We start from the raw sequence: 26,411 nt of genomic DNA on the forward strand, positions 1-26,411 counted from the left end.
GGGTCCGGCGCTCTTCGTCCGCCGGACCCGCGTGGTCGTCAGCGCCTGCGCGCCGCGTTACTGGCCGCCGCCCAGCGAGTGGACGTAGACGGCGAGCGCCTTGATGGTCGGGTCGTCGAGACGGGCGGCCCAGGTCGGCATCACGCCGCCGCGGCCGTTGGTGATCGTCTCTTCGATGGTCGCCTGGTCGCCGCCATACAGCCAGATATTGGCGGTGAGGTTCGGCGCGCCGACCTCAGGGTTGCCCTTTCCGGCTTCGCCATGGCAGGCGGCGCAGTTCTCGGCGAACAGCTGCTTGCCCTTGGCGACATCGCCGCGCTCGGGCTTGTTGCCGGCGAGCGTGCGCACGAATGCGGCCAGGTTCGGCGCGTCTTCCTTCTTCAGGATGCCGTCCTTGACGAAGGCCGGCATGTTGCCGGTGCGCGACTCGGCGTCCTCGTTGCGGATTCCGTGCGTGATCGTCTGCTTGATCGCGTCGAGAGAACCGCCCCAGAGCCACTGGTCGTCGTTCAGGTTCGGGTAGTTCTTGGCGCCCTGCGCGCCCTGGCCGTGGCACGGCGCGCAGTTGTTGCCGAAGGCCGCCTTGCCGATGGCGCGGGCCGAGGTGAGCAGGGCCGGATCCTTCTCGATGTCGGCCAGGGGCTTCGCCGCGATGGCCGCGAACGCCTCCCGACGCTGCGGGAGAGCCTGCAGGTCGGCCAGGTCCTTCTCCACGGCCGCGCGGGTCTGATAACCCAGCAGGCCCTTGGTGTAGGTCGAGGCCAGCGGCCAGGCCGGATAGGCGATCCAGTATCCGATCGCCCAGACGATGCAGGCATAGAACAGCCACAGCCACCAGCGGGGCAACGGCGTGTTCAGTTCCTGGATGCCGTCCCAGTCATGGCCGGTCGTGGAGACGCCGGTGACGGCGTCCATCTTGGTGTTCTCGGAGGCCATGGGATCAGTCCTTCTCGAGAGGCATCTTCGCGGCAGCGTCGAACTGCGTGCGGTTCTTCGGGTTGAGCGCGTAGACCAGGACCAGGGCGAACATCACGACGAAGCCGACCGTGCCCCAGGTTTGCGCGATGTGGGCGAGAGTTTCGTAGCTCACAGCGGCCTCCTCAGCGGATGTTCGCCTTGTCGTCGTAGGTCTTGAAGTCGACCATCGTGCCGAGGACCTGCAGGTACGCGACCAGCGCGTCCATTTCCGTGAGTTCGCCGGGCTTGCCATCGAAGTCGCGGGACAGGGCCTTGGGGTAGCGCTTGACGAGGTCGGCCTGCCCCGGATCGTCCACCGCCGCCTGGGCGACGAGGTCCGTCTTGGCCTTCTCGATCATCTCGGCGGTGTAGGGCACGCCGACGATGGCGTTGGTCTTCATGTCGTCCTGGATGTGCTCGTAGTCGAGCGGCGTGGACGCCAGGAAGGGATAGCCGGGCATGATCGACGCCGGCGCCACGGAGCGCGGATTGATCAAGTGCGCGCGCTGCCACTCGTCGGAGTACTTGCCGCCGACGCGGGCCAGGTCAGGCCCGGTGCGCTTGGAGCCCCACTGGAAGGGGTGATCGTACATGCTCTCGGCCGCCAGCGAGTAGTGGCCGTAGCGCTCGACCTCGTCGCGCAGCGGGCGAACCATCTGCGAGTGGCAGTTGTAGCAGCCCTCGCGGACGTAGATGTTGCGGCCTGCGAGCTCGAGGGGGGTGTAGGGACGAACGCCCTGCACCGTCTCGATGGTGCTCTTCAGGTAGAAGAGCGGTGCGACCTCGACGAGGCCGCCGATGGCGACCACGAGGAGTATGCCGACGAGAAGAATGATCGAGTTCTTCTCGAAGACGGCGTGCTTGGCCCAGACGGACATGATCTGCCCCCTTACTCGGCCGGAACCAGCTGGGGACGCGCCGCCGCGACCTGCTCGGTCTCGGGCGAGGTGATCGTCTTCCAGATGTTGAAGGCCATGATGAGCGCGCCGGTGAGGAACAGGCCACCACCCAGGGCGCGGATGACGTAGAACGGATGCATCGCCTCGACCGTCTCGATGAACGAGTACTCGAGGAAGCCCAGGCTGGTGTAGGCGCGCCACATAAGGCCCTGGAGGATGCCGGACACCCACATCGCCGAGATGTACAGGACGATGCCGAGCGTCGAGATCCAGAAGTGCCAGTTGACGAGCTTCAGCGAATACAGGCGGGAGCGGTTGAACACCCACGGAACGAGGCAGTAGATCGCCCCGAAGGAGATGTAGCCGACCCAGCCGAGCGCGCCGGAGTGCACGTGGCCGATGGTCCAGTCGGTGTAGTGGCTGAGCGAGTTCACCGCCTTGATCGACATGAGCGGCCCCTCGAAGGTCGACATGCCGTAGAAGGCGACGGACACCACCATCATGCGCAGCACGGGGTCGGTCCGCAGGCGGTCCCAGGCGCCCTGGAGCGTCATCAGGCCGTTGATCATGCCGCCCCACGAGGGCATCCACAGGATGACCGAGAAGGTCATGCCGAGCGTCTGCGCCCAGTCAGGCAGGGCCGTGTAGTGCAAGTGATGCGGGCCGGCCCAGATGTAGATGAAGATCAGCGCCCAGAAGTGCACGATCGACAGCCGGTACGAGTAGACCGGACGCTCCGCCCGCTTCGGGACGAAGTAGTACATGATGGCCAGGAAGCCGGCGGTCAGGAAGAAGCCCACCGCGTTGTGGCCGTACCACCACTGGACCATGGCGTCCTGCACGCCAGACCAGACGATGTAGGACTTCGGCGAGTAGATCGAGACAGGCACCGCCGGGTTGTTGCCCAGGTGCAGCATCGCGATCGTCACGATGAAGGCCAGGTAGAACCAGTTCGCCACGTAGATGTGCGGCTCCTTGCGCTTCCACAAAGTCGCAAGGAAGATGAGCAGGTACACGACCCACACCACGGTCAGGAACAGGTCGGCATACCACTCGGGCTCGGCGTATTCCTTGCTCTGGGTGATGCCCAGCAGGTAGCCCGTGCCCGCGATGACGATGAAGAAGTTGTAGCCCAGGATCACGAACCACGGCGCGATGTCGCCGGCGAGGCGGGCATGGCAGGTGCGCTGGACCACGTAGAAGGAGCTCGCCAGCAGCACGTTGCCGCCGAAGGCGAAGATCACCGCCGAGGTATGAAGCGGACGCAGCCGGCCGAAGTTGATCAGCCCGAAGTCGAAGTTCAGGGCCGGGAAGGCCAGTTCGAGGGCGGCGTAGAGGCCAACCGTGAAGCCGGCGATGCCCCAGAACACCGCGGCCACCGTCCCGAACTGGATCGGGCCGAGATTGTAGTTCGGCTTGCCGTCGATCTCCTGCGGGACCGGACCCGCCGGACGGGCGTAGTAGCGATTGAAGATCGCGAAGATCGACGCGACGCTGGCCGCCGCGAACAGATAGGCGTGGAAGGCGTAAGCCGGCGTCCACGCCTTCGCGGCGATCAGGATCGACAGCGCTGCGAGCGCCGCGAAGGCGAGCGCGGAGCCGCCCTCCCCGATCGTGATGTGTTTGTTGACCGACGCCGATTGCGCCATGTTCTCCCCCTTGGGACCGAAATCCACTGTCAGGCGCCGCACGTCCGAAACCTGGCATGCCCCAGGGGCCGGACGAACGGCTGGATTCGAGGCACCATGCGAGGGGTTGGGGTCCGCTCGCGTTGACCTCGATCAATGAGCCCAAGTCCGAAGCCGGGAATTCGCAGGAAAACGCTGGCCTTAGGCTGCACCTGAACTGAAAGCCCAGGGCCGCGCTCCAGCCATCTGAAATCGTACGTAGGGGAAACGCCGTAGCGTTGAATCGAAAGGCGTTTTCAGGGCGGCTCGGTGTTCCTACGCAGCCTCCTGGCCGCCCGCGGAGAACACGCGGGAGCGCAGCGCCTCGAGTGTGGCGTCGAGGAGAAGACGCAGCTCCTGCGCTTCCTCCTGCGACACGGAGTCCTGATTCTCGCGCGCCTTCGCTTCGCAGGCGCCGGCCGCGCCGGCCACGGCCGCCGCGCCGATGTTGAAGCTCATCGACTTCAGGGCGTGCGCCGCCCTGGCCTGGTCCGCGGCGTCCCCGCCCAGGCTGGCCTCCAGTTGCGCCAGCGCGCGCGGCGCGTGTTCCAGGTACAGCCCGGCCACCCGCCGCAGGAACGCGCCGCCGTCCGCGCCCGCCATGGCTTCGAGTTCGCCGAAGGTCTCCTGGTCGAGGAGGGTGGCCGACCCTTCCCCCTCGGCAGGACTTGGGGGATCTGGCTCCTGCGTCGAAGCGCCGTGGCGTTGTGGCGCCACGGCGCCCTGGCCGGCAGGCTCAAGGAAACCTGACAGGCTCTCCGCCAGGGCGGCGATGGTGAAGGGCTTGTGCAGCACGCCATCCATGCCGGCGGTCCGCCACAGGTCGGCGGCCGAGCCGACGACGTGCGCCGTCAGCGCGAGGATGGGCAGCCTGGCCCGGCCCTCCCGGCCCTCCGCCTCACGGATGCGCCGGGCGGCCTCGAACCCGTCGATCTCGGGCATGCTGCCGTCCATGAGAATGAGGTGGATCCCGCCCCGCTCAGCCGCCGCGATCGCCTCCCGGCCATCGGCCGCGACATCGGCCTGCACGCCAAGCCTGGCGAGAGCCTCCACGGCGACCTCGCGGTTCACGGCGCTGTCGTCCGCGACCAGCACGCGGCAGCCCGTGAATTGCGGGAGGGCCCGCTCGCGCCCACCCCGGTCCGGGCGCGACACGGCGAGGCCCGCCCCGAGGGCCAGGCCCTCGGACAACAAGGCCAGATCGGCATGCGCGAGCGGACGCGCCAGGATGGCGTCGGCCAGGCCGCGCGCCTCGAGCCTGCGCTCGGAGCCGTCCCCGAGCGTCGTGAGCGCGACCACCCGCGCCGGCCGCGTCCCGGCCAGGCCCTGCGCCAGAACGGCGCCCTCGGCGAACAGGAGTTCGCACTCCGGTAGCCCGGCGCCGGCGAGCGCGTCGGCTTCCCTGCGCTCGACCGCATAGCCGCACGCGGCCAGGAGATCGGCCACGACACGCGCCGTCGCCTCCCCGCGCACCGCCACGATCGCGCGCGGCGCGCGCCCGCGGACGAGAGGAACCCGGGCAAGCGTCCGCGTGGCCGCACCTTCGACGGGAATGGAAAATGCGAAAGTGGAGCCCCGGCCGACGTCGCTCGTGACGCGCATCGCGCCGCCCATCGCCTCCACGAGTCGCTTGCAGATGGCGAGTCCCAGCCCCGTGCCGCCGAACTTGCGCGTCGTGCTCTGGTCCACCTGCGTGAAGGCCGAGAACAGCCCTGCGATCTTGTCCTCCGGGATCCCGATGCCCGTGTCCGTCACCGCGAAGCGCAGCCTCGACGGGTCGTGCGGATCCCGGCCGATCGAGAGCAGCACGTGGCCGGACTCGGTGAATTTCAGGGCGTTGTTGACCAGGTTGCCGATGACCTGGTTCAGACGCACGGGATCGGCCAGGATGTGCGCCGGCGTGTCGGGCGCCACCTGGGCTGCGAGGTCCAGCCCCTTCTTCTGTGCGCGTTCCCAGAACAGGCTGAGCACCGTGTCCGCCGTCTCGGCGGGATCCACGGGGATCCGCTCGATGTCCATCTTGCCGGCCTCGACCTTCGAGAAGTCGAGGATGTCGTTGATGATCGCCAGCAGGCTCTGCCCCGAGCGCGCGATCACCTCGGCGTAGCGCCGTTGCCGGGCGGGCAGATCTCCCGCCGTGAGCAGCTCGGCCATCACCAGCATGCCGTTCATCGGCGTGCGGATTTCGTGGCTCATGGTGGCCAGGAAATCCGACTTCGCCGCGTTGGCGTTCTCGGCCGCGATCTTGGCCAGGTTCAGGTCCCGCGTGCGGTCGCTCACGTCCTGCTCCAGCCGTTCCCTGTGCAGCGCGAGCTGGACGTCGCGCTCCCGGATGCCGGCGATCATCGCGTTGAAGCTGCCGACGAGCTGCCCCACCTCGTCGTTCGCCGCCGCCTTGGCGGCCACGCGGAAGTCGTGCCCGTCCCGCACGCGCGCCATGGTCGCAGCCAAATCCACGACCGGCCGCGTGATGGCGCGCTGCAGCCGGGATGCAGCCAGGAGGCCGAGCGCAAGGGCCACGAGGCCGCTGACCACGCTCACCAGAAGCGTCGTCCGCACCGCCTCCAACAGGCCGTCGCTGGTCTTGATCACGATGAGCCGCGCCACCGGCGGATAGCCCGGCTCGCCCACGGGCGCGGACGCCTGCAGCGTCCGGCTCGACAGGATGGACCAGAGGTCGGACGCGAAGCCGGGCTCCACGCGCGCGTCGCGCATCAACCTCGGGGCGGAGCCCAGGTCCGCCAGCGGGCGGCCGTCCAGGTCCTCCACGCCCACGAATTCGATCTGGTCACCCGCGCCCTCGAACTTGCGGATGCCCGCCAGAGCCTCGTAGATCGCCGCCTGGTCGCCGGCCTGCACGCCCTTCGACACGGCCGCCGCGAAGACCCGGGCCGTGTTCATCAGCACGCTCTGCTCGCTGCTGACCGCCAGCTGGACCGTATGCACGATCGCCAGCGCCGTGCTCACGGCGGCGGCCAGGCCGATCGCTGCGGCGACCAGCAGGGCCAGCTTGGTGCGGATGGACCGGAAGCGCCCAGACGGCGCATCGCTGAGGATCTCTGCCATGATCCACAGAACACACCTGTCGGTTGAAGATGCGGTTAATCTCCTTATGCTAACAACTTAAGTCAAAACATCCCGAAACATTGATGCAACGCCAGGTTGCTGCTGCCGACATGAATGCGATTATCGGAAAGATTTGCTTCACACTTCATGTGTAGGCTCCGTCTTCGTCGATCACTTGGCGCGCGAGATGTTGCTGGGACGAAGAAATCCGGCGGAGTTGGGCTACGTCCTCGACGACGCCGCCCGGATCCTTGTCGCCGACGACGACCCGATCCTGCGTGAGTTCGCAGCCCTCCATCTCGCCACCCCGAAGGTCACGGTCGAAACGGTCGAGGACGGCCTCGCGGCTTGGGAAAGACTGCAGTCGAGCGACTTCGACCTCGCCATGGTGGACCTTGAGATGCCCCGCCTGGACGGCCTGGGCCTGATCATGCGGGTGCGCGAGGACTCCCGGCTGTCCGGCCTTCCGATCGTTGTGGTGACCGGACGGGACGATCTGTTCGCGATCGACCGCGCCTACGAGGTGGGCGCCACCTCCTACGTCACCAAGCCCATCAACTGGCGCCTGCTGACCTACCAGCTGCGCTTCGTGCTCCGCGCCGATCGGGCCGCCAGGGCTGGCGCGCAGTCCGGACCTCCGGCTGCGGACGGGGCCGCGGCATGACGGCCTTGCGGGGCTGGCGCAACCTGATCCGAACCTTCATTGACGACCGGCGAGGCGGCTTCGGCGTCCTCCTGGCGGTCGCCCTTCCCGCCATGCTGGGCGCTGGCGCGCTCGCCGTGGACGGGGGCAGAATCTACCAGCAGCGTGGCGTCCTGCAGTCCGCTGCCGACAGCGCCGCCATCGCGAGCGCGACCGAACTGCGGATCGCCAGCTCGGATTCCCGCCGCATCGCCGCCGTTGCCCTCTCCTATGTGGCCTCCAAACTGGGCGTCGACGCGCCACCCATGCAGCCGGCCCCCGCCGTTTCCACCGCATCCGCGGGCGACGCAGGGCCGCAGACCACGACCGCGAGCCTCACCACTCCACAGGGAGCCGTGGTCGAGGTCACCACCATCTATGACGGCTCCAAGTCGAGCGTCGAGGTCAGGCTTCGGGAGCAGGTCGCCACCATGGTGGCGCGCTACATGTCCGAGCAGATGATCCAGGTGGACGTCTCGGCCACCGCCAAGATGATGGGCGCCGCTCCGCTTTGCATGGTGGCGCTCGACGAGACCTCCACCCAGACCCTCTGGCTGCAGAAATGGTCCAAGGCCACCGGAAACGGTTGCGCCATCTATTCGAATTCCTCGTCGCCCTCCGGGCTGCAGGTGGACGGCAGCTCGAGCCTGACAGCCACCAAGATCTGCAGCGTCACCGTCCCGCAAAAGACGAATTCAACGCCCCAGCCGGTGGCCTGCCCGGCGCTGCGCCCCGACCCCTTGAGCTATCGACACGCCTTGCCGGTCGGCTGCCCGAGCAGCCTGCCGCCGCTCGTGATCAGCGGGAACGTGACGATGACGCTTCCGCCCGGGTTCTACTGCGGCGGGATCATCGTCAAGGACAACGCCACTCTGACGCTCAGCGGCACCTCCGGCGCGCCGGGCGGGATCTACGTCATGGGCGGCGACCTGATCGTGAAGGACAACGCCGTGCTGAAGATGGCTGACAGCTCCGCGGGCGCTGCCTTCTACTTCACCGGGGCCAAGTCCCGCTTCGTGTTCGACGACGACTCGACCGTGTCGCTGACAGCGCCGCGGACCGGCGAACTCGCCGGGTTCCTGTTCTTCGAGGACCCCGGGCGCGCCAACTCGGGCGCGGCTCCCCTCAACTACGACATCACCAGCAAGAAGGTGTCGCAGCTGCTGGGAACCATCTATCTGAAGAACGGCGTGCTGCGCATCGACCTGGACACCAAGGGCGCCGGCGCCATCGCGGACAAGTCGGCCTTCACCGTGGTGGTGACCCGCAGGGTGCAGTTGAAGGACGGCCCCAACCTGGTTCTCAACAGCAACTACGCCGCGACATCCGTGCCCGTGCCGCAGGGCGTGGGGCCGACAGGCGGCATCATCGCCATCGCCAAATAGGCGACGGGCGTCTCCTGCTCTATCCATCGCGCGGCGAAGCGCTTAAGTGTTCTTGTTTTGGACACACGAGTCGCCGCATGGATTGGTCGCCCCAGCAGGAAGACGCGCTTCGGCAGGTGAACGCCTGGCTCAAGCGCGGCAGCCCCCAGGTGTTCCGCCTGTTCGGCTTCGCCGGCACGGGAAAGACCACGCTCGCCCGGCACTTCGCAGAGGGCATCGACGGCGAGGTCGCCTTCGGGGCATACACCGGAAAGGCGGCCCACGTGCTGCGGCAGAAGGGTTGCCCGGACGCCAGCACCATCCACAGCCTGATCTACCGTCCCAAGGCCATGGAGGAGGAGGAAGCGCCCTCCTTCGTGATCAACCGCGAGAGCCCGGCCAGCAAGGCCGACCTGATCATCATCGACGAGTGCTCGATGGTGGACGAGGAGCTCGGCCGCGACCTGCTCTCCTTCGGCGTGCCCGTCCTGGTGCTCGGCGACCCTGCCCAGCTGCCGCCCGTGAAGGGCGGCGGCTTCTTCACCGAGCACGAGCCCGACGTCATGCTGACCGAGGTGCACCGCCAGGCGCGCGACAACCCGATCATCCGGCTCTCCCTGGAGGTTCGGGAGGGCGGCGAGCGCCTGCCCGCCGGCGACTACGGCGACAGCCGGGTCATCCGCCGCGGCGACGTAAACGCCGACATCGTGATGAACTGCGATCAGGTTCTGGTGGGCCTCAACAAGACGCGCCGCCTCTACAACCGGCGCATGCGGGAGTTGAAAGGCTTCCGCGACCCCATGCCCGCAGTCGGCGAAAAACTCGTCTGCCTGCGCAACGACAAGAAGAAGGGCCTGCTCAACGGGGGAATCTGGACCGTGAAGGCCTTGCGCGAACCGCTCAAGGGCTTTGTCCGGATGGAAGTGCTGCCCGAGGACGAAGGCCGCCGCAAGGCCGTGAAGGTGAAGATCCTGCGCGAGTTCTTCGAGGGCGACGCGGAGGCCATCCCCTTCCTGATGCGCCGCGAGTCGGACGAGTTCGACTACGGCTACGCCATGACGGTGCACAAGTCCCAGGGCTCGCAGTGGGACGACGTGGTGCTTTTCGACGAGAGCTACGCCTTCCGCGAGCACCGCGCCCGCTGGCTCTACACCGCCCTGACCCGCGCCGCGAAACGGGTCACGGTGGTGCTGTAGAGCCTGCGCCCTGCCCTCCCCGTCATCCCCGGCCGGAGCGGCGAAGCCGCGGAGGGGAATGGTATCCAGGGCAGCAGTCGCGTTCCAGCGTGCAGCCGCCTTTGCCGCCTTGCACTCAAAACTTGCGCCAAGCGCCCCGGATCCCCTTCCCGGCCTGCTGCGCACGCCGCCGGGAATGACGACGCAAATGTCATGCAGACGATCGCCCGTTCAAACCACCGCGTTGCGCAGGTCGCTCCCGCCCCGCCACAGGCGGCCGAGGTTGTCCATCAGGATCTCGAGCACATTGGTCTCGTAGCGCCGGGTCTCGCCCGCTGAATGAGGGGTCACGATGACGTGCGGCATGGCCCAGAGCGGCGAGTTCGCAGGCAGCGGCTCCTCGTGGAAGCAGTCGAGCCCGGCTCCTGCGATGCGCCCCTTGGCCAGCGTGTCGATCAGGGCGGCCTCGTCCACGACCTTGCCCCGGGCCACGTTGATCAGGAAGGCGGAAGGCTTCATGGCGGCGAGTTCCGCCGCCCCGATCAGACCTTGCGTCTCCGGCGTCAGCGGACAGGTGAGCGCCACGACGTCGGCCTGCGCCAGCGCGTCCCGGAGCCGCTCCGTCGCCACGACCTCGTCGGCGGCGCCGGCCCCGCTGGACGGGTCGCGCTTCACGCCGATCACCCGCATGTCGAAGGCCTTCGCCAGCCGGGCCAACCGGCTGCCGATGCGGCCCATGCCGACGATGACCAGCGTCTTGCCCTCGAGCTCGTCCTCCCGCCGGGTGCGGTCGGCGATCATGGGCCGCCAGTGATGCTTGGCCTGGTGGTCGCGCGCCAGGTGCAACTGCCGCGTCAGCGACAGCAGCAGGCTCATGGCGTGCTCGGCCACCGCGCGCTCGTTGCCGCCCTGGGCGCTGGCGAGCCGCACGCCTCGGCTGCGCAGGAGATCCTTGGGAAACTGGTCCACGCCGGCGCTGATCGACTGCACGAACCGCAACCGCGGCGCGTGCTCCAGGTAGACGTCCCGCCACAGGAACGAGACGACCAGAACGTCCACCTCCGGCAGCCGCGGGATCAGCGCCTCGGGCGTGGAGACCTGGAAATGCCGGATCCCGGTGCTCCGCTGCGCGAAGGCGTCGGCGAACTGGTAGGCGCCATGCGCGAACGCGATGGTGAGGGAGGAGCGGTCGGGGATCAGGCTCATGGGGGACTCGCGAAACGAAAAAGGCGCCCCGAAGGGCGCCTCACCGTAGCGGCGGCGGTGGATTTTCGAAAGCGTGGACCTCGTCATCCCCGGCCGGAGCGCCGCAGGCGCGGAGGGGAAGGGGATCCAGCGGCGGCGCGCGTCGACCTTGCTCGAGATGCCGGCAAACTGCTCAATACGTCCAGCGCTGGGCCTTGCTGACCAGGAAGTCGCGGAAAACCTGGACGCGCGCCACGTTCTTCATCTCTTCCGGATAGACGAGATAGCTGTCGAGCGCCGGCATCTCGTCGCCGGTGAGCACCTGCACGAGACCGGATTCCGGCTCGATCAGGTAGTCCGGCAGCACGGCGATGCCGATGCCGCGCTCCACGGCCCGCTTCAGGGCCGTGATGTTGTTCACCGTCAGCGAAGCTTGGCGCGGGTTCTTCGGATCGCGCCCGACTGTCGTGAGCCAGTGCACCTCCTGCAGGTAGGACGGCGTCTCGCCCCCGTAGGTCAGGATTCGGTGCTCTTCCAGGTCGTTCACGTCCCGCGGCTGCCCATGGCCCTTGATGTAGTCGGCCGAGGCGTAGGCGTGGAAATGCACGGTGAAGAGCCGGCGCTGGATGAGGTCCCCCTGCACCGGCTGCCGGAGCCGGATGGCCACGTCCGCCTCGCGCATGGAGAGGTCGAGCTCGTCGTCCGTGAGCAGCACCTGAAGGCGCACCTCCGGGTAGAGGTCGAGGAACTCGCCGAGGCGCGGGGTCAGCCAGTTGGAGCCGAGCCCCAGCGTAGTCGTGACCCGCAGTTCGCCGTTCGGCTTCTCGCGGCTGTCGGTGAGCCGGGCGCGGGTCGCCTCAAGCTTCAGCATCATCTCCTTGGCGGTGCGGAAGAGCTGCTCGCCCTGCTCCGTCAGGATGAGGCCTCGCGCATGGCGGTGGAACAACGGCACGGCGAGGTCGCGCTCCAGCGCGCCCACCTGGCGGCTCACGGCTGACTGGCTGAGGCCCAGCGCGTCGCCCGCGTGCGTGAAGCTGCCCGCGTCGGCCGCCGTGTAGAAGATGCGGACCTTGTCCCAGTCCAGCGTGTTGTTGAGCGAAAAAGGCATCACTCGGCCGCCTCTCTCTCGACCAGGATTCCCTGCAGGTATCGCTCGGCCTCGAGCGCGGCCATGCAGCCGAGCCCCGCAGCCGTGACCGCCTGCCGGTAGGTCTCGTCCGTCACGTCGCCGGCCGCGAACACGCCCGGGATGTTGGTGGTGGTGTGCCCCGGCGTGGTGTGGATGTAGCCTGAGGGCCGCATCTCGACCTGCCCAACGAAGAGCTCCGTCGCGGGCTTGTGCCCGATGGCCACGAAAACTCCGTCGGTCTTCACCTCGGTGAGGGCGCCCGTCTTGGCGTTCTTGAGCTTCACGCAGGTGACGCCCAGCGGGTCCTGCGTCCCGCAGATCTCGTCCACGACGCTGTCCCAGACCACCGTCACGTTGGCCTGCTGGAACAGCCGCTGCTGCAGGATGCGCTCGGCCCGGAAGCTGTCGCGGCGGTGCACCACCGTCACGCTCTTGGCGATGTTGGCGAGGTAGAGCGCCTCCTCGACGGCCGTGTTGCCGCCCCCGACCACCACCACGTCCTTGTTGCGGAAGAAGAACCCGTCGCAGGTGGCGCAGGCGGACACGCCATAGCCCTTGAAGGTCTCCTCCGAGGGCAGCCCCAGCCACTGCGCCTGGGCCCCGGTCGCGATGATCAGCGCGTCGCAGGTGTAGATCTGCCCGCCGTCGCCCGTCAGCCGGAACGGTCGGACGCCCAGCTCGGCCTTGACGATGTAGTCGGAGACCAGAGTCGTGCCGACATGCTCGGCCTGCTTTCGCATCTGCTCCATCAGCCACGGCCCCTGGATGGGGTCGGCGAAGCCGGGATAGTTCTCGACCTCGGTCGTGATCATCAACTGCCCCCCTTCCTGGAGGCCGGAGATGAGCATCGGCTCCAGCATGGCGCGGGCCGCGTAGATCGCGGCCGTGTAGCCGGCCGGTCCCGAGCCGAGGATGACGAGCTTGGAGTGCAGAGCGGACATGTCCACGTCTCTTGGAGCGCGGAGCGGGCGCTCAGAACGATTTAAGTGGGGGTGCTCCGATGCCGCGCAAAGGCGGCGGCGACCGCCGAGGCGATTTCCGGGATGCTATCTAATGCCGGGTATGCATAGCTTTCAAGCCGACCCTGAAAAGAACGCACAGCTCCTGCCCGTTTTAGCGCAAGAATCTGACCGCTGATGCGCGAAGGCGACCCTTGCTTGCGCTCTGACGGCTCGAACACGAGTACCGGGCGCCCTGTCGCGCAGGCCTCGCCCACCATGTTGGCCGAATCGGCCGTGACCACGATCGCGTCCGCCAGGGCCAGCATGGCCACGTAGGGGTTCTCGCCCGAACCGTCCCAGAAGAACCCGCCCTTGCCGCGCACGATGGCCTTCACGCCTTCCACAAGGGCCGAGGGGGACCGGCGCGAGGCGGTCGCCATCAGCCCCGCGCCGCTCTGCGCCAGGCTCCCGATCTGGGCCGTGAGCCGCACGATGTCGTCGCCCGTGAAGCGGTGATGCTTGCTGTCGCCGCCCAGCAGCAGCGCCACGCGGGGGCGCTTGAGCCCGGCGAGGCGCTGGTCCGGCTTCGCCCGCGCCGCCGCGATGCGCTCGGCCGAGACGCGGTGCGGCGAGGTCACCGTCGCCAGGACGTTGGGGCCGCGCAGCCGGTCGTGCTCCGGGACCCAGATGAAATCCGCCGCGCCCGTCCCGGTCCGCGGATCCTTCAGGAACACCGTGAAGGTTTTGCCGCCCGAAAGCCGCTTCAGCGCCGCCAGGGAGGGCGCGGCCCGCCGGCCGCTCGCGATGGCGATGTCCGGCGGAGGCCCGGCCAGCGGCCCGCCCTCGAGGCCGGGGCGCTCGCGCGGGTCGATCGGCCCCCAGGGCATCAGCCACACCCAGGGCGCCCTCGGGTTGATGCGTCGCACGTCCGGCGTGAGCCCCAGCGCCTCGGCCACGCCCAGGCACTGGTTCTCGTCCCCGGCCTTGCCGTCGGTGATGATCCAGCAGGTGGTTTCGGGCGGGAGCATGCGGGGCGTCTCGGAGAGGTGAAGTGAAGCGGGTCGCATGGATCGCGCCGGGCGGCAAGCCGGGCGCCCTTCCCCGCCGCAGCGTTCACGTCTAAACAGGGGCCGTTTTGCGCCGCAGCGGAATCGCCATCTTGCCCACACGCCTCGACGACATCGACCTGAAGATCCTGCGCGAGCTGCAGGCCGATGGGCGGATGACCAACGTGGAGCTGGCGCGCCGCGTCGGCATGTCCGCCCCGCCCTGCCTGCGCCGGGTGCGCGCGCTCGAGGAGGCCGGGATCATCCGGGGCTACCGCGCCCTGGTCGATGAGAAGGCGCTCGGCTACGAGATCGTCTTCTTCGCCTTCGTGCACCTCGCCAGCCAGGCCGAGACCGACCTCGCCGCCTTCCAGGCCCGCATGCGCGACTGGCCCGCCGTGCGCGAGTGCTGGACCCTCTCCGGCGATATCGACTTCATGCTGAAATGCGTCGCCCCGGACCTGCGCGCCTTCCAGGCCCTGGTGGCGGAGCTCACGGCGCTCCCCAACGTCCGCACGATCCGGACGGCCGTGGCGCTGGAGAACGTGAAGGACGAGGCCATCGCGCCCATCTGACGCGCGTCGGCCGACGACAGGTTCACGACAGGTAAACGCGCTACTCCTTGGCCCAACGGGACACTGATCCCGGAAGTGGAAACCAAGGAGACAGAGATGTCGAAGCTCGCCCTGCCGTTCGTCTCGAGCCTTGCGCTCGTCATGACCGCCGGCCTCGCGGCCGCCCAGGTCCCCGCCGGCTACCCGGCCGACTACGCCCAGACGATCGACGCCGCCAAGAAGGAAGGCAAGGTCGTGGTCTACGGCACCACGGACGCCGCCGCCGCCAACTTCCTGGTGAAGGACTTCGAGGCCCTCTACGGCATCAAGGTCGAGTACAACGACCTCAACTCCACCGAGCTCTACAACCGGTTCATCGCCGAGGCGGCCGCCGGCCAGGGCACCGCGGACGTGACCTGGTCCTCCGCCCAGGACCTGCAGATCAAGCTCGTCAACGACGGCTACGCCTCCGCCTACAAGACGCCCGAGGCCGCCAAGATCCCCTCCTGGGCCAACTACAAGGACAGCGCCTACGGCGTGACCTACGAGCCCGTGGCGATCGTCTACAACAAGCGGCTCGTGCCGGCTGACGACGTGCCGAAGACCCACGCCGACCTGCTCAAGCTGCTGCAGTCCAAGCCCGACTTCTACAAGGGCAAGGTGACGGCCTACGACCCCGAGCGCTCGGGCGTCGGCTACCTGTTCTTCACCCAGGACGACATGGCGTGGAAGCAGGCCTGGGACCTCTTCAAGGCCTTCGGCAAGACCGAGATCAAGCTCTACACCTCGGCCGGCGCCATGATCGAGCGCACCACCTCCGGCGAGCACCTCATCGGCTACGGCGTGTTCGGCTCCTACGCCCTGTCGCGCTCCAAGAAGGACCCGAACATCGGCATCGTCCTGCCCAAGGACTACACGCTGATCGCCTCGCGCGTCGCCTTCCTGTCCAACAAGGCCAAGAACCCGAACGCCGGCAAGCTCTTCCTCGACTACCTGCTCTCCAAGCGCGGCCAGACCATCATCGCCAACCAGGCGGAGCTCTATTCGCTGCGCGATGACGTCGAGGGCGAGGCCACGGTCGCCAAGGTCAAGGAGCAGGTCGGCGATGCGATCCGGCCCATCCAGATCAACGGCGACCTCGCCGCCAACCTGGACACGGTGAAGCGCCTCAAGTTCCTGAAGCAGTGGCAGGCCGCCATGAAGGGCCAATAAGCCGCTCCTCTGAGAAACCGCCGGGGTTGGACCTCTCCGTCATCCCCGGCGGGCTGCGCAGCAGCCCGGGAAGGGGATCCGGCAGCAGCACGACGAACGTTGCCGATTGGCGCCGCTGGAAACAGCTCGAAGCGGCCCCTGGATCCCCTTCCCCTCCGCGGCTTCGCCGCTCCGGCCGGGGATGACGGCTGCATTAAGCGCCGCTCCTCAGATCGACCTCCCTCCGGCCACGCCGGGAGCCCGTCATGCCCTTCGCCCTCTTCCGCGCCGCCGTGCTGGCGATCATGGCCTCCGCCGTGCTCGCCCCCATCGGCCTCATCGTCTACCAGAGCTTCCTGGACGGGCCCTTCTTCCAGCCCAACGTCCATTTCAGCCTGGAGGCCTTCCAGTTCGTGCTGGAGGACGACGACTTCTGGGAGGCGCTGGTCACCTCCATCATCGTGGCCGGCGGCATGACGGCCATCGCGGTGCCGCTCGGTGTCGTCCTCGCCTTCCTGATGGCCCGCACGGACGTGCCCGGAAAGTCCTTCCTCGAGCCGCTCATCCTGGTGCCGATCTTCATGTCGGCCGTGGTTCTGGCCTTCGGCTACGTGGTGGCGCTCGGCCCCGTGGGTATCTTCTCCACGCTGTTCAAGGACGTCTTCGGCGTGGTGCCGTGGAGCATCTACTCCGTCACGGCGATCACGATCATCGCCGGCCTCACCCACGTGCCGCACGTCTACCTCTACACGTCCGCCGCCCTGCGCAACCTTGGCGCGGACCTCGAGGAGGCCGCCCGCACCACCGGCGCCTCGCCCTGGCGGGTGGCGGTCAGCGTGAGCCTGCCCATGGTCACCCCGGCCGTGCTCTACGCCGCAGTGCTGATCTTCTTCCTCGGCTTCGAGCTCTTCGGCCTACCCCTGGTGCTGGGCGATCCCAAGGGCATCCTGGTTCTCGCCACCTACCTGTACAAGCTCACCAACAAGCTGGGCGTACCCTCCTACCAGCTGATGGCCGTGGTGGTGGTCGCCATCATCCTGATCGCCATCCCGCTGGTTTATCTGCAGCGCCTGCTGCTGGCCTCGTCCCAGAAATACGTCTCGGTCCGCGGCAAGGCCGCCAAGCGCTCGCCCCTGCGCCTCGGCGGCCTGCGCTGGCCGGCCTTCGCCCTCATCGTCCTGTGGTTCGTGGTGAGCGTCGGCATTCCGGTCTTCGGCATCGCGCTGCGGTCGGTCGTGGTCACCTGGGGCGAGGGCGTGAAGCTCGCGGAGGTGCTGACCCTGGCCCACTACCGCGACCTGGTGGACTACCCCAACGCCATCAACGCCATCGTCAACACGATCCTGATCGGAACCGTGGGCGGCGCCATCTCGGTCGGCTGCTACACCCTCGTGGCGCTCGCGATGCACCGCTGGCGTTCGGGCTGGACCCGGGTTGCCGACTACCTGGTGATGATACCGCGTTCCATGCCGGGCCTCGTGGCAGGCCTCGCGATGTTGTGGCTGTTCCTGTTTATCAAGCCGCTGACGCCCCTGCGCGCCACGCTCGTGTCCGTGTGGGTCGCCTACACCGTGGTCTGGCTCGCCTATGGCGTGCGCCTCGTGGCCGGCACCATGCTGCAGATCGGCCCGGAACTGGAGGAGGCCGGGCGCTCCGTCGGCGCGACGCGCGGCCGGGTCGCCCGCGACGTCACCGTCCCGCTCGCCCGCACCGGCATGCTGGCCGCCTGGCTCCTGATCTTCCTGATCTTCGTGCGCGAGTATTCCACGGGCATCTACCTGCTCGGCCCCGGAACGGAGGTGATCGGCTCGCTCATGGTGTCCCTGTGGGGCACGGGCGCCATCGACCTCGTCTCCGCGCTCGCCGTCATCAACGTCCTGATCATCTCGGTGGGCCTCGGCCTCGCCCTGCGTCTCGGAGTGCGCCTCCATGGCTGACCTCGTCATCGACAACATCAAGCTGCGCTACGGCAGCGTCGAGATCCTCAAGGGCGTCTCGATGACCCTCGAAAAGGGCCAGATCGTCGCCCTGCTCGGCCCCTCCGGCTCCGGCAAAACCACCCTGCTGCGCTGCGTCGCCGGCCTGGAGGAGCCCCACGAAGGCCGCATCGTGATCGCCGGCAAGACGCTGTTCGATGGCGCCAGGGGGATCAACCTAGCTCCGGAGGAGCGCGGCCTTGGCCTGGTGTTCCAGTCCTACGCGCTCTGGCCCCACAAGACCGTGTTCGACAACGTCGCCTACCCGCTACGCCTGCGCGGGGTGTCCGGCTCCGACGTGAAAACCCGAGTCGCAAAGGCGCTCGACAGCATCGGCATCGGCCACCTCGCGGCCCGCTTCCCGCACCAGCTCTCGGGCGGCCAGCAGCAGCGCGTGGCCCTCGCCCGCGCCCTCGTCTACGAGCCGCCGGTGATCCTTCTGGACGAGCCCCTGTCGAACCTCGACGCCAAGCTGCGCGAGGAAGCCCGGGTGTGGCTGCGCCAGCTCATCAGCGAGCTGGGCCTGTCCGCCCTCTGCGTCACCCATGACCAGGTCGAGGCCATGGCCATGGCCGACCGCATCCTCCTGCTCAACGGGGGCGTCGTGGAGCAGCAGGGGACGCCGGAAGAGATGTACGGCCGCCCGGCCTCCCTCTTCGCCGCCGAGTTCATGGGCGCCAACAACCGCCTGGCCGGCAAAGCCGCAAACGTGACGCCGAGCGGCGCCGCGCTCCTGCTGGGCGACGCCCGCCTGGAGGGCCTGCCATGCGGCCCGGTCCGCGACGGCGAGGACGCCTTCGGGGTGATCCGCCTGGAGCGCGTGCGCGTGGCCGACGGCCCCGGCCCCAACCGCCTCAGGATGACGCTCACCGCCGAGATGTATCTGGGCGAGCGCTACGAACTCCTGTTCACCCGCGGCGACGCTAGCGTGCGGATCTTCTCTCCGGCCCGCATCAAGGGCGGCGACCACTGGCTGGAGTTCCCTCAGGACGCGCTCTGGGTCTGCGCGGCGGCATAACCTCGCCGTCATCCCCGGCCGGAGCCGCGCAGCGGCGAAGGGGAAGGGTATCCAGGGGCCGCGCGCGCCGACGTCGGCCGTTCCGCACGGCCCGACAGCCTTGTCAGGAGGCCCCTGGATCGCCGTTGCCGGCGCTTGCCGCCGCCCGGGATGACAGCGTGCGGCTTCCGCCGCCGGCGATGGCGTTTGCCGAGTGCATCGGCCCCCGCTAGCGTCCGGCCAAGGAGGCCCCATGACCGTCCTGCTCGACATCGAGATCCCGCGCACCATCGACGTCCTTGTCGAGCGCTTGAGCCGTCCCGCCCTGCGGGGCGCTCGCGTTGAGGCATGGGTGTTCGAGGACGGGGAGGCTCGCGCCGCCGCCGAGGCCGCGCTGGCGCGCCACGGCGTCCGTGCGCGTTTCCGGAGCGCCTACAAGCCGCTGGTCCACCATGTGCTGGAGGAGGGCGTGCCGGAAGATGCGAGCCTCCGGCTGCGCTATCCGGTCCGCCCAGAGGCGAACCCCGGCCGCTTCCTGATGGAGGCTTACCCGCTGGCGGCCTTGTCTCGATTCGGGGCTTTCGCGGCCGAGCCGGCCGGCCCGGAGCCGGCCTGCGAACTCCTCGTCGACACGCGCCAGGGCTCCACCACCCATTCCGTGTTCCTTCCCAACCGCCTCCGCCGCGACGCCCTGGGCCGAGACGCCCTGTGCCCCTCGGCCTGGCTGCGCGTTCGGGGCAGCGCGGACGCAGTCGAGGATTGCGACGAGCCGCTGGCGAGCGACTACGAACTCGCCTTCGACGCCGTCATGGCCGCCGTTTCGGCCCATCGCTGGCCGCGTGAGGAGCCGTTCTTCGACGCGCTGCGCGTGCGTGTCGAGATCGGAGGCGTGGAGAACGATCTGCCCGTCTTCGCCGAGCGCATGAGCACCCGGGAGGCCCTGCACGAGGAGCTCTATTTCTCGCTGCTGGAGTTCTTCCACCGTCGCAGCGGCCGCCCGGACGGCGACCGAACCTTGCGCCCGGGCCAGATCGTTCCGGACATCGTTGGAACGGAGGGCCCCACCCGCGTCCGCGTGACCCTGGCCACCCACGAGCAAGCGGACGATCCGGTCGCCGGGCCTGAGGCCGATTGGGCGGCTTGCGACACGCCCCCTCCCCTGGCCGGCGTCCAGGGCGCGCTGGATGCGTTCGCCGGGACGCCGATCGCCGCACCCACGCGCCAGGGTCGGACCGTCCGCGGCGTCATCGTCGCCGGCGAGGGCCCGCCGGTTCTGGTCACCGGCGGCCAGCACGCCAACGAGACGTCCGGCGTGGTCGGCGCCCTGCGCGCGGCGGCGGCCCTGCGCGACGCCGGTGCGGCCTTCGCCGTAATCCCGGCCGAGAATCCGGATGGCTACGCGCTGCACCAGCAGCTCATCGGGACGGCCCCGCACCACATGCACCACGCCGCCCGCTACACGGCTCTGGGGGATGACCTCGAATATCGAGTCGCCCCGCCTTTCCTCGAGCAGGCGGCCCGCAACGAAGCGATCCGGGCCACGGGCGCCCTGCTGCACATCAACCTGCACGGCTACCCCGCCCACGAATGGACGCGGCCCCTGAGCGGCTATGTCCCGCGCGGATTCGAGGCCTGGGCCATCCCGAAGGGCTTCTTCCTGATCCTGCGCCATCACCCCGGCCTGGACGCCTACGGCCTCGACTTTCTTGAACGCCTCACCGCCCGCTTGGCGGAGGACGCGGAGCTGGCCGCCTTCAACGCCGCGCAGCTCGCGGCCTACCGGGCCCACGCCGGCGCGATCGGCTTCCCCGTGCTGAACGGCTTCGCCTGCATGATGGCCGAGCGGCCTGCGCAGCCGACCCCGCTCCAGCTCATCACCGAGTATCCGGACGAGACCATCCATGGCGCCGCCTTCCGGCTCGCGCACGTGACCCAGGCCCGCGCGGCGCTGTTCGCGCGCGACCTCCTGGCCGAGGATGTCGCAGGCGGCCGTTGGCCGGGCCGACCGGCTTCGGCCTGAGGGCCGCAGGCAACCGCGGGCGGGGCGCGGCGTTGAGGTCCGAGACCCCAGCCACAGCCGTGAGGCCCGCCATGGCCAGCACTCGCGAATTCACCCTGCGCCGCAGCCTTCCCGCCCTCGGCCTCGGCCTCGCCCTGGCGGCCGCGACGGCGATCGCCCCCGTTCTCGCCCAGAGTTCGGGCGGTAGTTCCGGAGGAAGCTCCGGCGGCGGCGCCGGCGGCTCCAGCGCCGGATCGACGGGCGGGGCCACCACGTCCGGATCCATCGGCGGCGCCAGCCCGACATCGCCGAGCACCGGCGGCATGGGCAGCGCCCCCGGCTCGCTCGCAGCGCCTCCAGGCACCCTGCTGTCGGGGCCCAACCAGCCGACCGGCGCCGCCCCGGCGCCCGGGGCCGGGCAGCCCACCAGCACGGGCGCCACGGCGCCCAGCAACGCAACCCGCAACATGGGCGGCCCCGAGGGCTCGACGCTGTCCAACAACCCGTCGAACACCAACGGAGGCGCGTCAGCCCAGGGCGCCGGGTCCGTCGGAACCAACGGCGCCGCGGCCACCCAGAGCGGCCCGGGCGCCGGCGGCACGGCCGCCGCCGACCGCGGCAATTGTGATGACGTGCTGGCCAACCCGAGCAACTTCACCGCAAAGATGATCGAGGCCTGCAAGGCGCAGACCGGCAAGAAGCCCGCCGGGCCGCGCTCTGCCGACGTCAACCCCAATGGGGTGCGCGCGGTCGACCGTCCCTCCGAGGTGCAGAAATCCCGCGAGGCCTCCGACAAGGCCGCGGTGGGCAGCATCTGCAGCGGCTGCGGGGTGACCAAGAAGTGAGCGCTACGTAAAGATACGTAACGTTCATCCTTTCACCCCATCGTGCCATCCAGGGTTGCGCTGCGGCGCGCTGAAGGGCCCGTACCCCCACGGCCTGCTGCGCCCAGCGCCCCCGGGACTTGGCAGAATGCCCCTGACGCGACTGACCTATTGGTCCACCCGCCGCATCCCGCCGCAGGACGGGTTCAAGGCCATCAAGCAGATCCTCCAGGCGTCGATCCGCAACAACGCCCGGGACGGCGTGACCGGCTACATGGTGTTTGACGACCGCGTGTTCGCCCAGATTCTCGAAGGCGAGGAGGCCGTCGTGGCCCGCACCTACGCCCGGATCGGCGCGGACCCGCGCCATGGCGATCTCATCCTGCTGGACAGGACGACCGAGCCCCGCCGCGCCTTCCCCAATTGGGCCATGGGCGCCACCTTGTGGCTCGACGACCTGAAGGAGGTCATGGCCCGCCAGGGCATGTCGTCCCTTGAGCCGGACCGGCTGGGACCGCGTGGCGTCCTCGCGGTGGCGCTCGCCTTGCACGCCCGCGAGGTCGCCAGGCAGCCCGGGCTCAGGCCGTCCGCCTGAGTCCCCGGGCGCGGAGCGTCAGAGCCCCGCGACCCGGCTTTCGCCAGGAGCGGGGATCGGAATCCCCTCGGCGCTGTATTCGTTCAACTTGTTGCGCAGCGTGCGGATGCTGATGCCGAGGATCTTGGCCGCATGGGTGCGGTTGCCGAGGCAGTGGTCGAGCGTGTCGAGGATCAGCTCGCGCTCCACGTCCGCCACCGTGCGCCCCACCAGCGCCCGCGAGGTCGCCTCCGCAGTCTCCAGAGCCCGCGCGGCCGGATCGCGCGGGGCATGCCCGAAAGCCTCGCCCTCGGGCGTCAGGATGGCGTCGACGCCGATCTCCTCGCCCACGGCCAGCAGCACCGCCCGGTGCACGGCGTTCTCCAGCTCGCGCACGTTCCCACGCCACGGATTGGCGAGCAGCGCCCGCCGCGCGTCGGGCGACAGCGGCCGGGCCGGGACGCCGTTCACGTCGGCGTATTTGCGGACGAAGTGGTTGGCGAGCTCCAGGATGTCCTGCGTGCGCTCGCGCAGCGGCGGGACCTTCAGGTTCACGACGTTGAGCCGGTAGAGCAGGTCCTCCCGGAATGTCCCCTTCCGGACCTCCTCGGCGAGGTTGCGGTTGGAGGTGGCGATCACCCGGATGTCGACAGGCACGGGCTTGCCGCCGCCCACCCGATCGATGACGCGCTCCTGCAGGGCGCGCAGCAGCTTGGCCTGCAGCCGCACGTCCATTTCGGAGATCTCGTCCAGCAGCAGCGTGCCGCCGGAGGCCTCCTCGAATTTGCCGATGCGCCTGGCCACCGCGCCCGTGAACGCCCCCTTCTCATGGCCGAACAGCTCGGATTCCAGCAACGCGTCCGGGATCGCGGCGCAGTTCACGGAAATGAACGGCTTGTCCTTGCGCCCGGAGCGGGCGTGCACATGGCGGGCGATCACCTCCTTGCCCACGCCGCTCTCGCCCGTGATCAGGATCGACGCCTCCGAGCGCGCCACCTGGTCCGCGAGCTTGACCACGCGCTCCATGGCGGGGTCGCGGAACACGAAGGCCCGCGTATCGCGCGACACGGCCTCCAGCACGGCCGCGATCATCTCGGGGTCGGGCGGGAGTGGGATGTACTCGCGCGCGCCCGCCTGAATCGCGGCCACGGCCGCGCGCGCGTCCGTGCCCGTGCCGCAGGCGGCCACCGGCGTGCGGATGCGCTCGGCCTCCAGCGCCCCCACGAGCTCGCGCACGGACAACGCGACATCGATGATCACGAGGTCCGCGCCCTTGCTGCGCAGGACGCTGAGCGCCTGGTCGACGCTCTCGGCGTTGAGCACGCTCGCGCCGCGCTCGATGGCGATCTTGGTGGCCTGGGCCAAAGGCCCCTTCATGGCGCCGGCGATGAGAAGCCGCATGATCAGATCTCCTACCGGTCGGCCTTGATGATTTCGGTCATGGTCACGCCCAGGCGGTCCTCCACGAGCACCACCTCCCCGCGCGCCACGAGGCGGTCGTTGACGAAGATATCGATCGCCTCGCCCACCCGCCTGTCGAGCTCCAGCACGGCCCCGGGGCCGAGCCGCAGCAACTCTCCCACCTCCAGGCGGGTCCGCCCCAGCACGGCCGAGACGTTCACCGGCACGTCGAACACGTGCTCCAGGTCCTCGGCGACCTTGCCGGTCACGGGCTCGTCGCGGAACGCCCCTCCGGCGTCGTCCGCGAAGCCGAGGTCGATGTCGCCCCCCTTGAGGTTGGGGAGAGGGATGTCGTCGGGTCCCGCCATCGCGGTCGTCTCCGATCAGAACCTGCGCGGGCCGGCCGCGCCGAGGTGGCGCTGGATGGCTTCCGCGATGTTGCGTTCCAAGGCCTGGGCGTCCCGGCGCATGCCGCCGTCCGCCCATTCGATCACGAAGTCGCCCAGCGCCATGCCGTCCTCGCCGAGCACGATGAGCCGCCCGGCGAAGCCGCGCTCTTGGGCCTTGCGGTCGAGGGACGCCTTGGCCTGGTCGACGAATTCCGGCGGCACACGGACGGCGAGGTGCGGGGCTCCCGCAAGTTCGCGGAAGCACTCGGCGGCGGCCGCCTCGAGCGGCGCAAGCGGCTCCCGGTCCAGGAGGTCGCCGGCGAACTTGCGGGCGAACACGAGCGCGAGTTCCGCCGCTTCCTGCTCCAGGCGATGCGTCTCGCGATCCAGGTGGGACAGCACGCCCGCCGCCGCGCCGGCGATCTGCTCCAGCGCCTTCGCCATGCGCATCGCGGCTTCCTGCTCGGCCTCGCGCCGGCCCTCCATGCGGCCCCGCGCCCAGCCGTCCTGCTCGGCCTGCTGCAGGCGGTCCATGTCGGCCTGCCGGCGCATCGCCTGGCTGCGGCGGTCTGTGCCGAAGTCCTCGCCGAAGGCGAATTTCTGGGCGCTGCTCATCGCGAACTCACGTCAGGGAAGCGGGTCAAGAGCCGGCCTCCTCGTTGATCCACTGGCGCAGGATGGTCGCCGTCCCGGCCGGGTTCTCCTTCACGATCTCGCCGATGCGCTCCACCGAGCGGGCCTGCACCTGGCCCTGCACGCGGGCGATGTCGAGCATGCGGCCGGCTTCCGTCTCCTCGAAAACCGGGATCGCGGGCGCGCCGCCGGGGCCGGCCGGGCCTGCGATCGCGCCGGGCCTGCCCGCTGCGGCGCCGGAGCCGGCGATGGCTTCCGCCAGGCGCGGCTGCGGCGCGAGCGGCGCCAGGATGGTTCGCACCAGCGGACGCACCACCACCAGGGTGACGATCAGCACCAGCAGGGCGAGCACGGCGAGCTCGATGCCGCGCATGATGTCGTCGCGCGTGGGGACGAGCAGGCTCATGATGCCTCCGGCCGCCGGCGTCGTGTCGAGCACGGGCGGGGCCTCGGCGAAGCGCAGGTTCACCACCTCGAGCTGGTCGCCGCGCTTGTTGTCGTAGCCGATGGCCGAGCGCACCAGGGCGGTGATGCGGTCGAGCTCCTCCTGGGTGCGGGGCTGGTAGGTCACCTCCCCGTTCGCGCCCTTGCCGTAGACCCCGTCCACCAGCACCGCGACGGACAGCCGCTTGACCCGGCCGCCCTCGACGGTCTCGGTGCGCGTCGTCCGCGAGATCTCGTAGTTGACGATTTCCTCGGATTTCTGCGAGGCGTCCTTCTGCTGGCCGCCGTTGTCGCCCTTGGCGCCGGGCAGCTCGTTTCCGACGGTGACCTGCCCGTCCTTGGCTTCCGTGGTGGCCTGGCTCTCGTTGCGGGTCTGCGTGGAGCGGACCACCCGGCTTTCGGGATCGAAGCTCTCCGAGGTCTGCTGCACCCGGTTGAGGTCCATCTCGGCGGAGACCTGCACGCGCGTGCGGCCCTGGCCCACCACGCTGGCGACGATCTCCTCAACCTGCGTGCGCAGCCGCCGCTCGTAGTTCTGCTGCTTCTCTTCCACGGCTGCAGGGCCGCCGTTGTCGCCCTGCGCGCCGTCGGCGAGCAGGCGCCCGCGCTCGTCCACGATGGAGATGCGCTCGGGCTTCATCCCCTCGACCGCCGAGGCCACGAGGTGACGGATGGCGCGGACCTGCGAGCTGTCGAGGTCGCCCGAGACCTTGAGCGCGATGGAGGCGCTCGCCGGCTCCCGGTCGCGCATGAAGAGCTTGCGCTCGGGGATCACGAGATGCACGCGCGCCGACTGCACGCGGCTCAGCGACCGGATGGTGCGGGCCAACTCGCCCTCCAGCGCCCGCAACTGGTTGACGCCCTGCACGAAGCTCGTGGACGAGAACGCGTCGCCCTTGTCGAAGATCTCGTAGCCGACGCTGCCGCCGGCGGGCATTCCCTTGCCGGCGAGGTCCATGCGCAGGCGCGGGATGTCGGCCTTCGGCGTCGCGATCGCCCGCCCGTCCTCGCGCAGCTCGTACTTGACGCCGCGCTGGTCCAGCTCCCTGACGATGGCGCTGGAATCCTCCGGCCCCAGGTCGGCGTACAGGACGCCCATGGTCGGTTGCGTGACGCGCATGATCACGAAGGCGAAAAAGCCGACGAGCGCCAGCGTCACCGCTCCCATGGCGGCGATCCGCGCCGGACCCAGCTTGTTCAGGAATTCGATCAGGCCGTTCAAGCCTCTGCCCCGACTCGCAACCACGGCCGGCGGCCACCTCCGCCAGCTAGGCAATATTTGCCCGGCGCAGGGTTAGCAGAGGGTTAATGGGGGCAC

23 protein-coding genes are annotated in these 26,411 nt (G+C 69.2%); 10 read left to right on the top strand and 13 right to left on the bottom strand.

All coding sequences use genetic code 11. The features are described 5' to 3' along the window. Positions 1–57: 57 nt before the first annotated feature. The 5 genes from ccoP to SLNSH_RS00325 form a co-directional block, all read right to left on the bottom strand. A complete protein-coding gene (ccoP, locus tag SLNSH_RS00305; RefSeq protein WP_106334650.1) occupies positions 58–936 on the bottom strand; it encodes a cytochrome-c oxidase, cbb3-type subunit III in 879 nt (292 codons plus the stop codon). 4 nt (positions 937–940) lie between these two features. After that, positions 941–1,090, bottom strand: coding sequence for a cbb3-type cytochrome c oxidase subunit 3 (locus tag SLNSH_RS25265; protein WP_245421916.1), 150 nt, complete (start codon positions 1,088–1,090; stop codon positions 941–943). Between the two features lie 10 nt (positions 1,091–1,100). Beyond that, the gene (gene ccoO, locus SLNSH_RS00315) at positions 1,101–1,835 is read right to left on the bottom strand and encodes a cytochrome-c oxidase, cbb3-type subunit II (RefSeq protein ID WP_106334652.1); all 735 of its coding nucleotides are present in this window, start codon (positions 1,833–1,835) and stop codon (positions 1,101–1,103) included. Positions 1,836–1,846: 11 nt separating this feature from the next. Next, on the bottom strand, positions 1,847–3,505 hold the full coding sequence (ccoN, locus tag SLNSH_RS00320; protein WP_106334653.1) for a cytochrome-c oxidase, cbb3-type subunit I: 1,659 nt from the start codon (positions 3,503–3,505) through the stop codon (positions 1,847–1,849). 294 nt (positions 3,506–3,799) lie between these two features. Further along, on the bottom strand, positions 3,800–6,589 hold the full coding sequence (locus SLNSH_RS00325) for an ATP-binding protein (RefSeq protein WP_106334654.1): 2,790 nt from the start codon (positions 6,587–6,589) through the stop codon (positions 3,800–3,802). 187 nt (positions 6,590–6,776) lie between these two features. On the opposite strand from SLNSH_RS00325, the gene SLNSH_RS00330 reads away from it, so the two are divergent. The 3 genes from SLNSH_RS00330 to SLNSH_RS00340 all read left to right on the top strand — a co-directional run bounded on the left by SLNSH_RS00330 (position 6,777) and on the right by SLNSH_RS00340 (position 9,831). Beyond that, positions 6,777–7,253 carry a response regulator gene (locus SLNSH_RS00330; RefSeq protein WP_106334655.1) on the top strand — a complete coding sequence of 159 codons (477 nt, stop codon included), beginning with the start codon at positions 6,777–6,779 and terminating at the stop codon, positions 7,251–7,253. Further along, the gene (locus tag SLNSH_RS00335; protein WP_106334656.1) at positions 7,250–8,656 is read left to right on the top strand and encodes a pilus assembly protein TadG-related protein; all 1,407 of its coding nucleotides are present in this window, start codon (positions 7,250–7,252) and stop codon (positions 8,654–8,656) included. The genes SLNSH_RS00330 and SLNSH_RS00335 overlap by 4 nt, the downstream gene beginning before the upstream one ends. Before the next feature lie 77 nt (positions 8,657–8,733). Continuing rightward, positions 8,734–9,831 (top strand): ATP-dependent DNA helicase, encoded by a 1,098-nt coding sequence (locus SLNSH_RS00340; protein ID WP_106334657.1) that lies wholly within the window; start codon positions 8,734–8,736, stop codon positions 9,829–9,831. Positions 9,832–10,041: 210 nt separating this feature from the next. On the opposite strand, the gene SLNSH_RS00345 is transcribed toward SLNSH_RS00340, so the two are convergent. The 4 genes from SLNSH_RS00345 to SLNSH_RS00360 all read right to left on the bottom strand — a co-directional run bounded on the left by SLNSH_RS00345 (position 10,042) and on the right by SLNSH_RS00360 (position 14,093). Beyond that, the gene (locus SLNSH_RS00345; protein WP_106334658.1) at positions 10,042–11,016 is read right to left on the bottom strand and encodes a D-2-hydroxyacid dehydrogenase; all 975 of its coding nucleotides are present in this window, start codon (positions 11,014–11,016) and stop codon (positions 10,042–10,044) included. Between the two features lie 172 nt (positions 11,017–11,188). After that, positions 11,189–12,103, bottom strand: coding sequence for a LysR family transcriptional regulator (locus SLNSH_RS00350; protein ID WP_106334659.1), 915 nt, complete (start codon positions 12,101–12,103; stop codon positions 11,189–11,191). After that, the gene (gene trxB / locus SLNSH_RS00355; RefSeq protein ID WP_106334660.1) at positions 12,103–13,065 is read right to left on the bottom strand and encodes a thioredoxin-disulfide reductase; all 963 of its coding nucleotides are present in this window, start codon (positions 13,063–13,065) and stop codon (positions 12,103–12,105) included. The genes SLNSH_RS00350 and trxB overlap by 1 nt, the downstream gene beginning before the upstream one ends. 41 nt (positions 13,066–13,106) lie before the next feature. After that, on the bottom strand, positions 13,107–14,093 hold the full coding sequence (locus SLNSH_RS00360; RefSeq protein ID WP_106334661.1) for a mitochondrial fission ELM1 family protein: 987 nt from the start codon (positions 14,091–14,093) through the stop codon (positions 13,107–13,109). A 131-nt stretch (positions 14,094–14,224) separates the two neighbouring features. Here SLNSH_RS00360 and SLNSH_RS00365 point away from each other — a divergent pair, with 131 nt between their 5' ends. The 7 genes from SLNSH_RS00365 (at position 14,225) to SLNSH_RS00395 (ending at position 22,247) form a co-directional block, all read left to right on the top strand. Continuing rightward, the gene (locus tag SLNSH_RS00365) at positions 14,225–14,686 is read left to right on the top strand and encodes an Lrp/AsnC family transcriptional regulator (protein WP_106334885.1); all 462 of its coding nucleotides are present in this window, start codon (positions 14,225–14,227) and stop codon (positions 14,684–14,686) included. Positions 14,687–14,782: 96 nt separating this feature from the next. Continuing rightward, positions 14,783–15,877: an ABC transporter substrate-binding protein gene (locus tag SLNSH_RS00370; protein WP_106334662.1), complete on the top strand. Its 1,095-nt coding sequence runs from the start codon at positions 14,783–14,785 to the stop codon at positions 15,875–15,877. A gap of 245 nt (positions 15,878–16,122) precedes the next feature. Further along, positions 16,123–17,793 carry an ABC transporter permease gene (locus SLNSH_RS00375; RefSeq protein WP_106334663.1) on the top strand — a complete coding sequence of 557 codons (1,671 nt, stop codon included), beginning with the start codon at positions 16,123–16,125 and terminating at the stop codon, positions 17,791–17,793. Beyond that, a complete protein-coding gene (locus tag SLNSH_RS00380; protein WP_106334664.1) occupies positions 17,786–18,850 on the top strand; it encodes an ABC transporter ATP-binding protein in 1,065 nt (354 codons plus the stop codon). Before SLNSH_RS00375 ends, SLNSH_RS00380 begins: the two co-directional genes overlap by 8 nt. 232 nt (positions 18,851–19,082) lie before the next feature. Further along, positions 19,083–20,849: a M14 family metallopeptidase gene (locus SLNSH_RS00385; RefSeq protein WP_106334665.1), complete on the top strand. Its 1,767-nt coding sequence runs from the start codon at positions 19,083–19,085 to the stop codon at positions 20,847–20,849. Between the two features lie 71 nt (positions 20,850–20,920). After that, positions 20,921–21,673 (top strand): hypothetical protein, encoded by a 753-nt coding sequence (locus SLNSH_RS00390; protein WP_106334666.1) that lies wholly within the window; start codon positions 20,921–20,923, stop codon positions 21,671–21,673. Between the two features lie 127 nt (positions 21,674–21,800). Beyond that, positions 21,801–22,247, top strand: coding sequence for a BLUF domain-containing protein (locus SLNSH_RS00395; protein WP_106334667.1), 447 nt, complete (start codon positions 21,801–21,803; stop codon positions 22,245–22,247). An 18-nt stretch (positions 22,248–22,265) separates the two neighbouring features. On the opposite strand, the gene flbD is transcribed toward SLNSH_RS00395, so the two are convergent. Genes flbD through fliF form a run of 4 tightly spaced genes read right to left on the bottom strand, consistent with a single transcriptional unit; the run spans position 22,266 to position 26,315 of the window. Then, positions 22,266–23,627, bottom strand: coding sequence for a sigma-54-dependent transcriptional regulator FlbD (gene flbD / locus SLNSH_RS00400; protein WP_106334668.1), 1,362 nt, complete (start codon positions 23,625–23,627; stop codon positions 22,266–22,268). A gap of 11 nt (positions 23,628–23,638) precedes the next feature. Continuing rightward, positions 23,639–23,995 (bottom strand): flagellar motor switch protein FliN, encoded by a 357-nt coding sequence (fliN, locus tag SLNSH_RS00405; protein WP_106334669.1) that lies wholly within the window; start codon positions 23,993–23,995, stop codon positions 23,639–23,641. 15 nt (positions 23,996–24,010) lie between these two features. Continuing rightward, entirely contained in the window at positions 24,011–24,631 is a 621-nt protein-coding gene (locus tag SLNSH_RS00410; RefSeq protein ID WP_106334670.1) for a FliH/SctL family protein, read from the bottom strand. 25 nt (positions 24,632–24,656) lie between these two features. Continuing rightward, a complete protein-coding gene (fliF, locus tag SLNSH_RS00415; protein WP_106334671.1) occupies positions 24,657–26,315 on the bottom strand; it encodes a flagellar basal-body MS-ring/collar protein FliF in 1,659 nt (552 codons plus the stop codon). Between the last annotated feature and the right edge of the window lie 96 nt (positions 26,316–26,411).

Origin of the sequence: Alsobacter soli (assembly GCF_003004785.1) — a bacterium.
In the GTDB taxonomy this organism is placed as follows: domain Bacteria; phylum Pseudomonadota; class Alphaproteobacteria; order Rhizobiales; family Beijerinckiaceae; genus Alsobacter; species Alsobacter soli.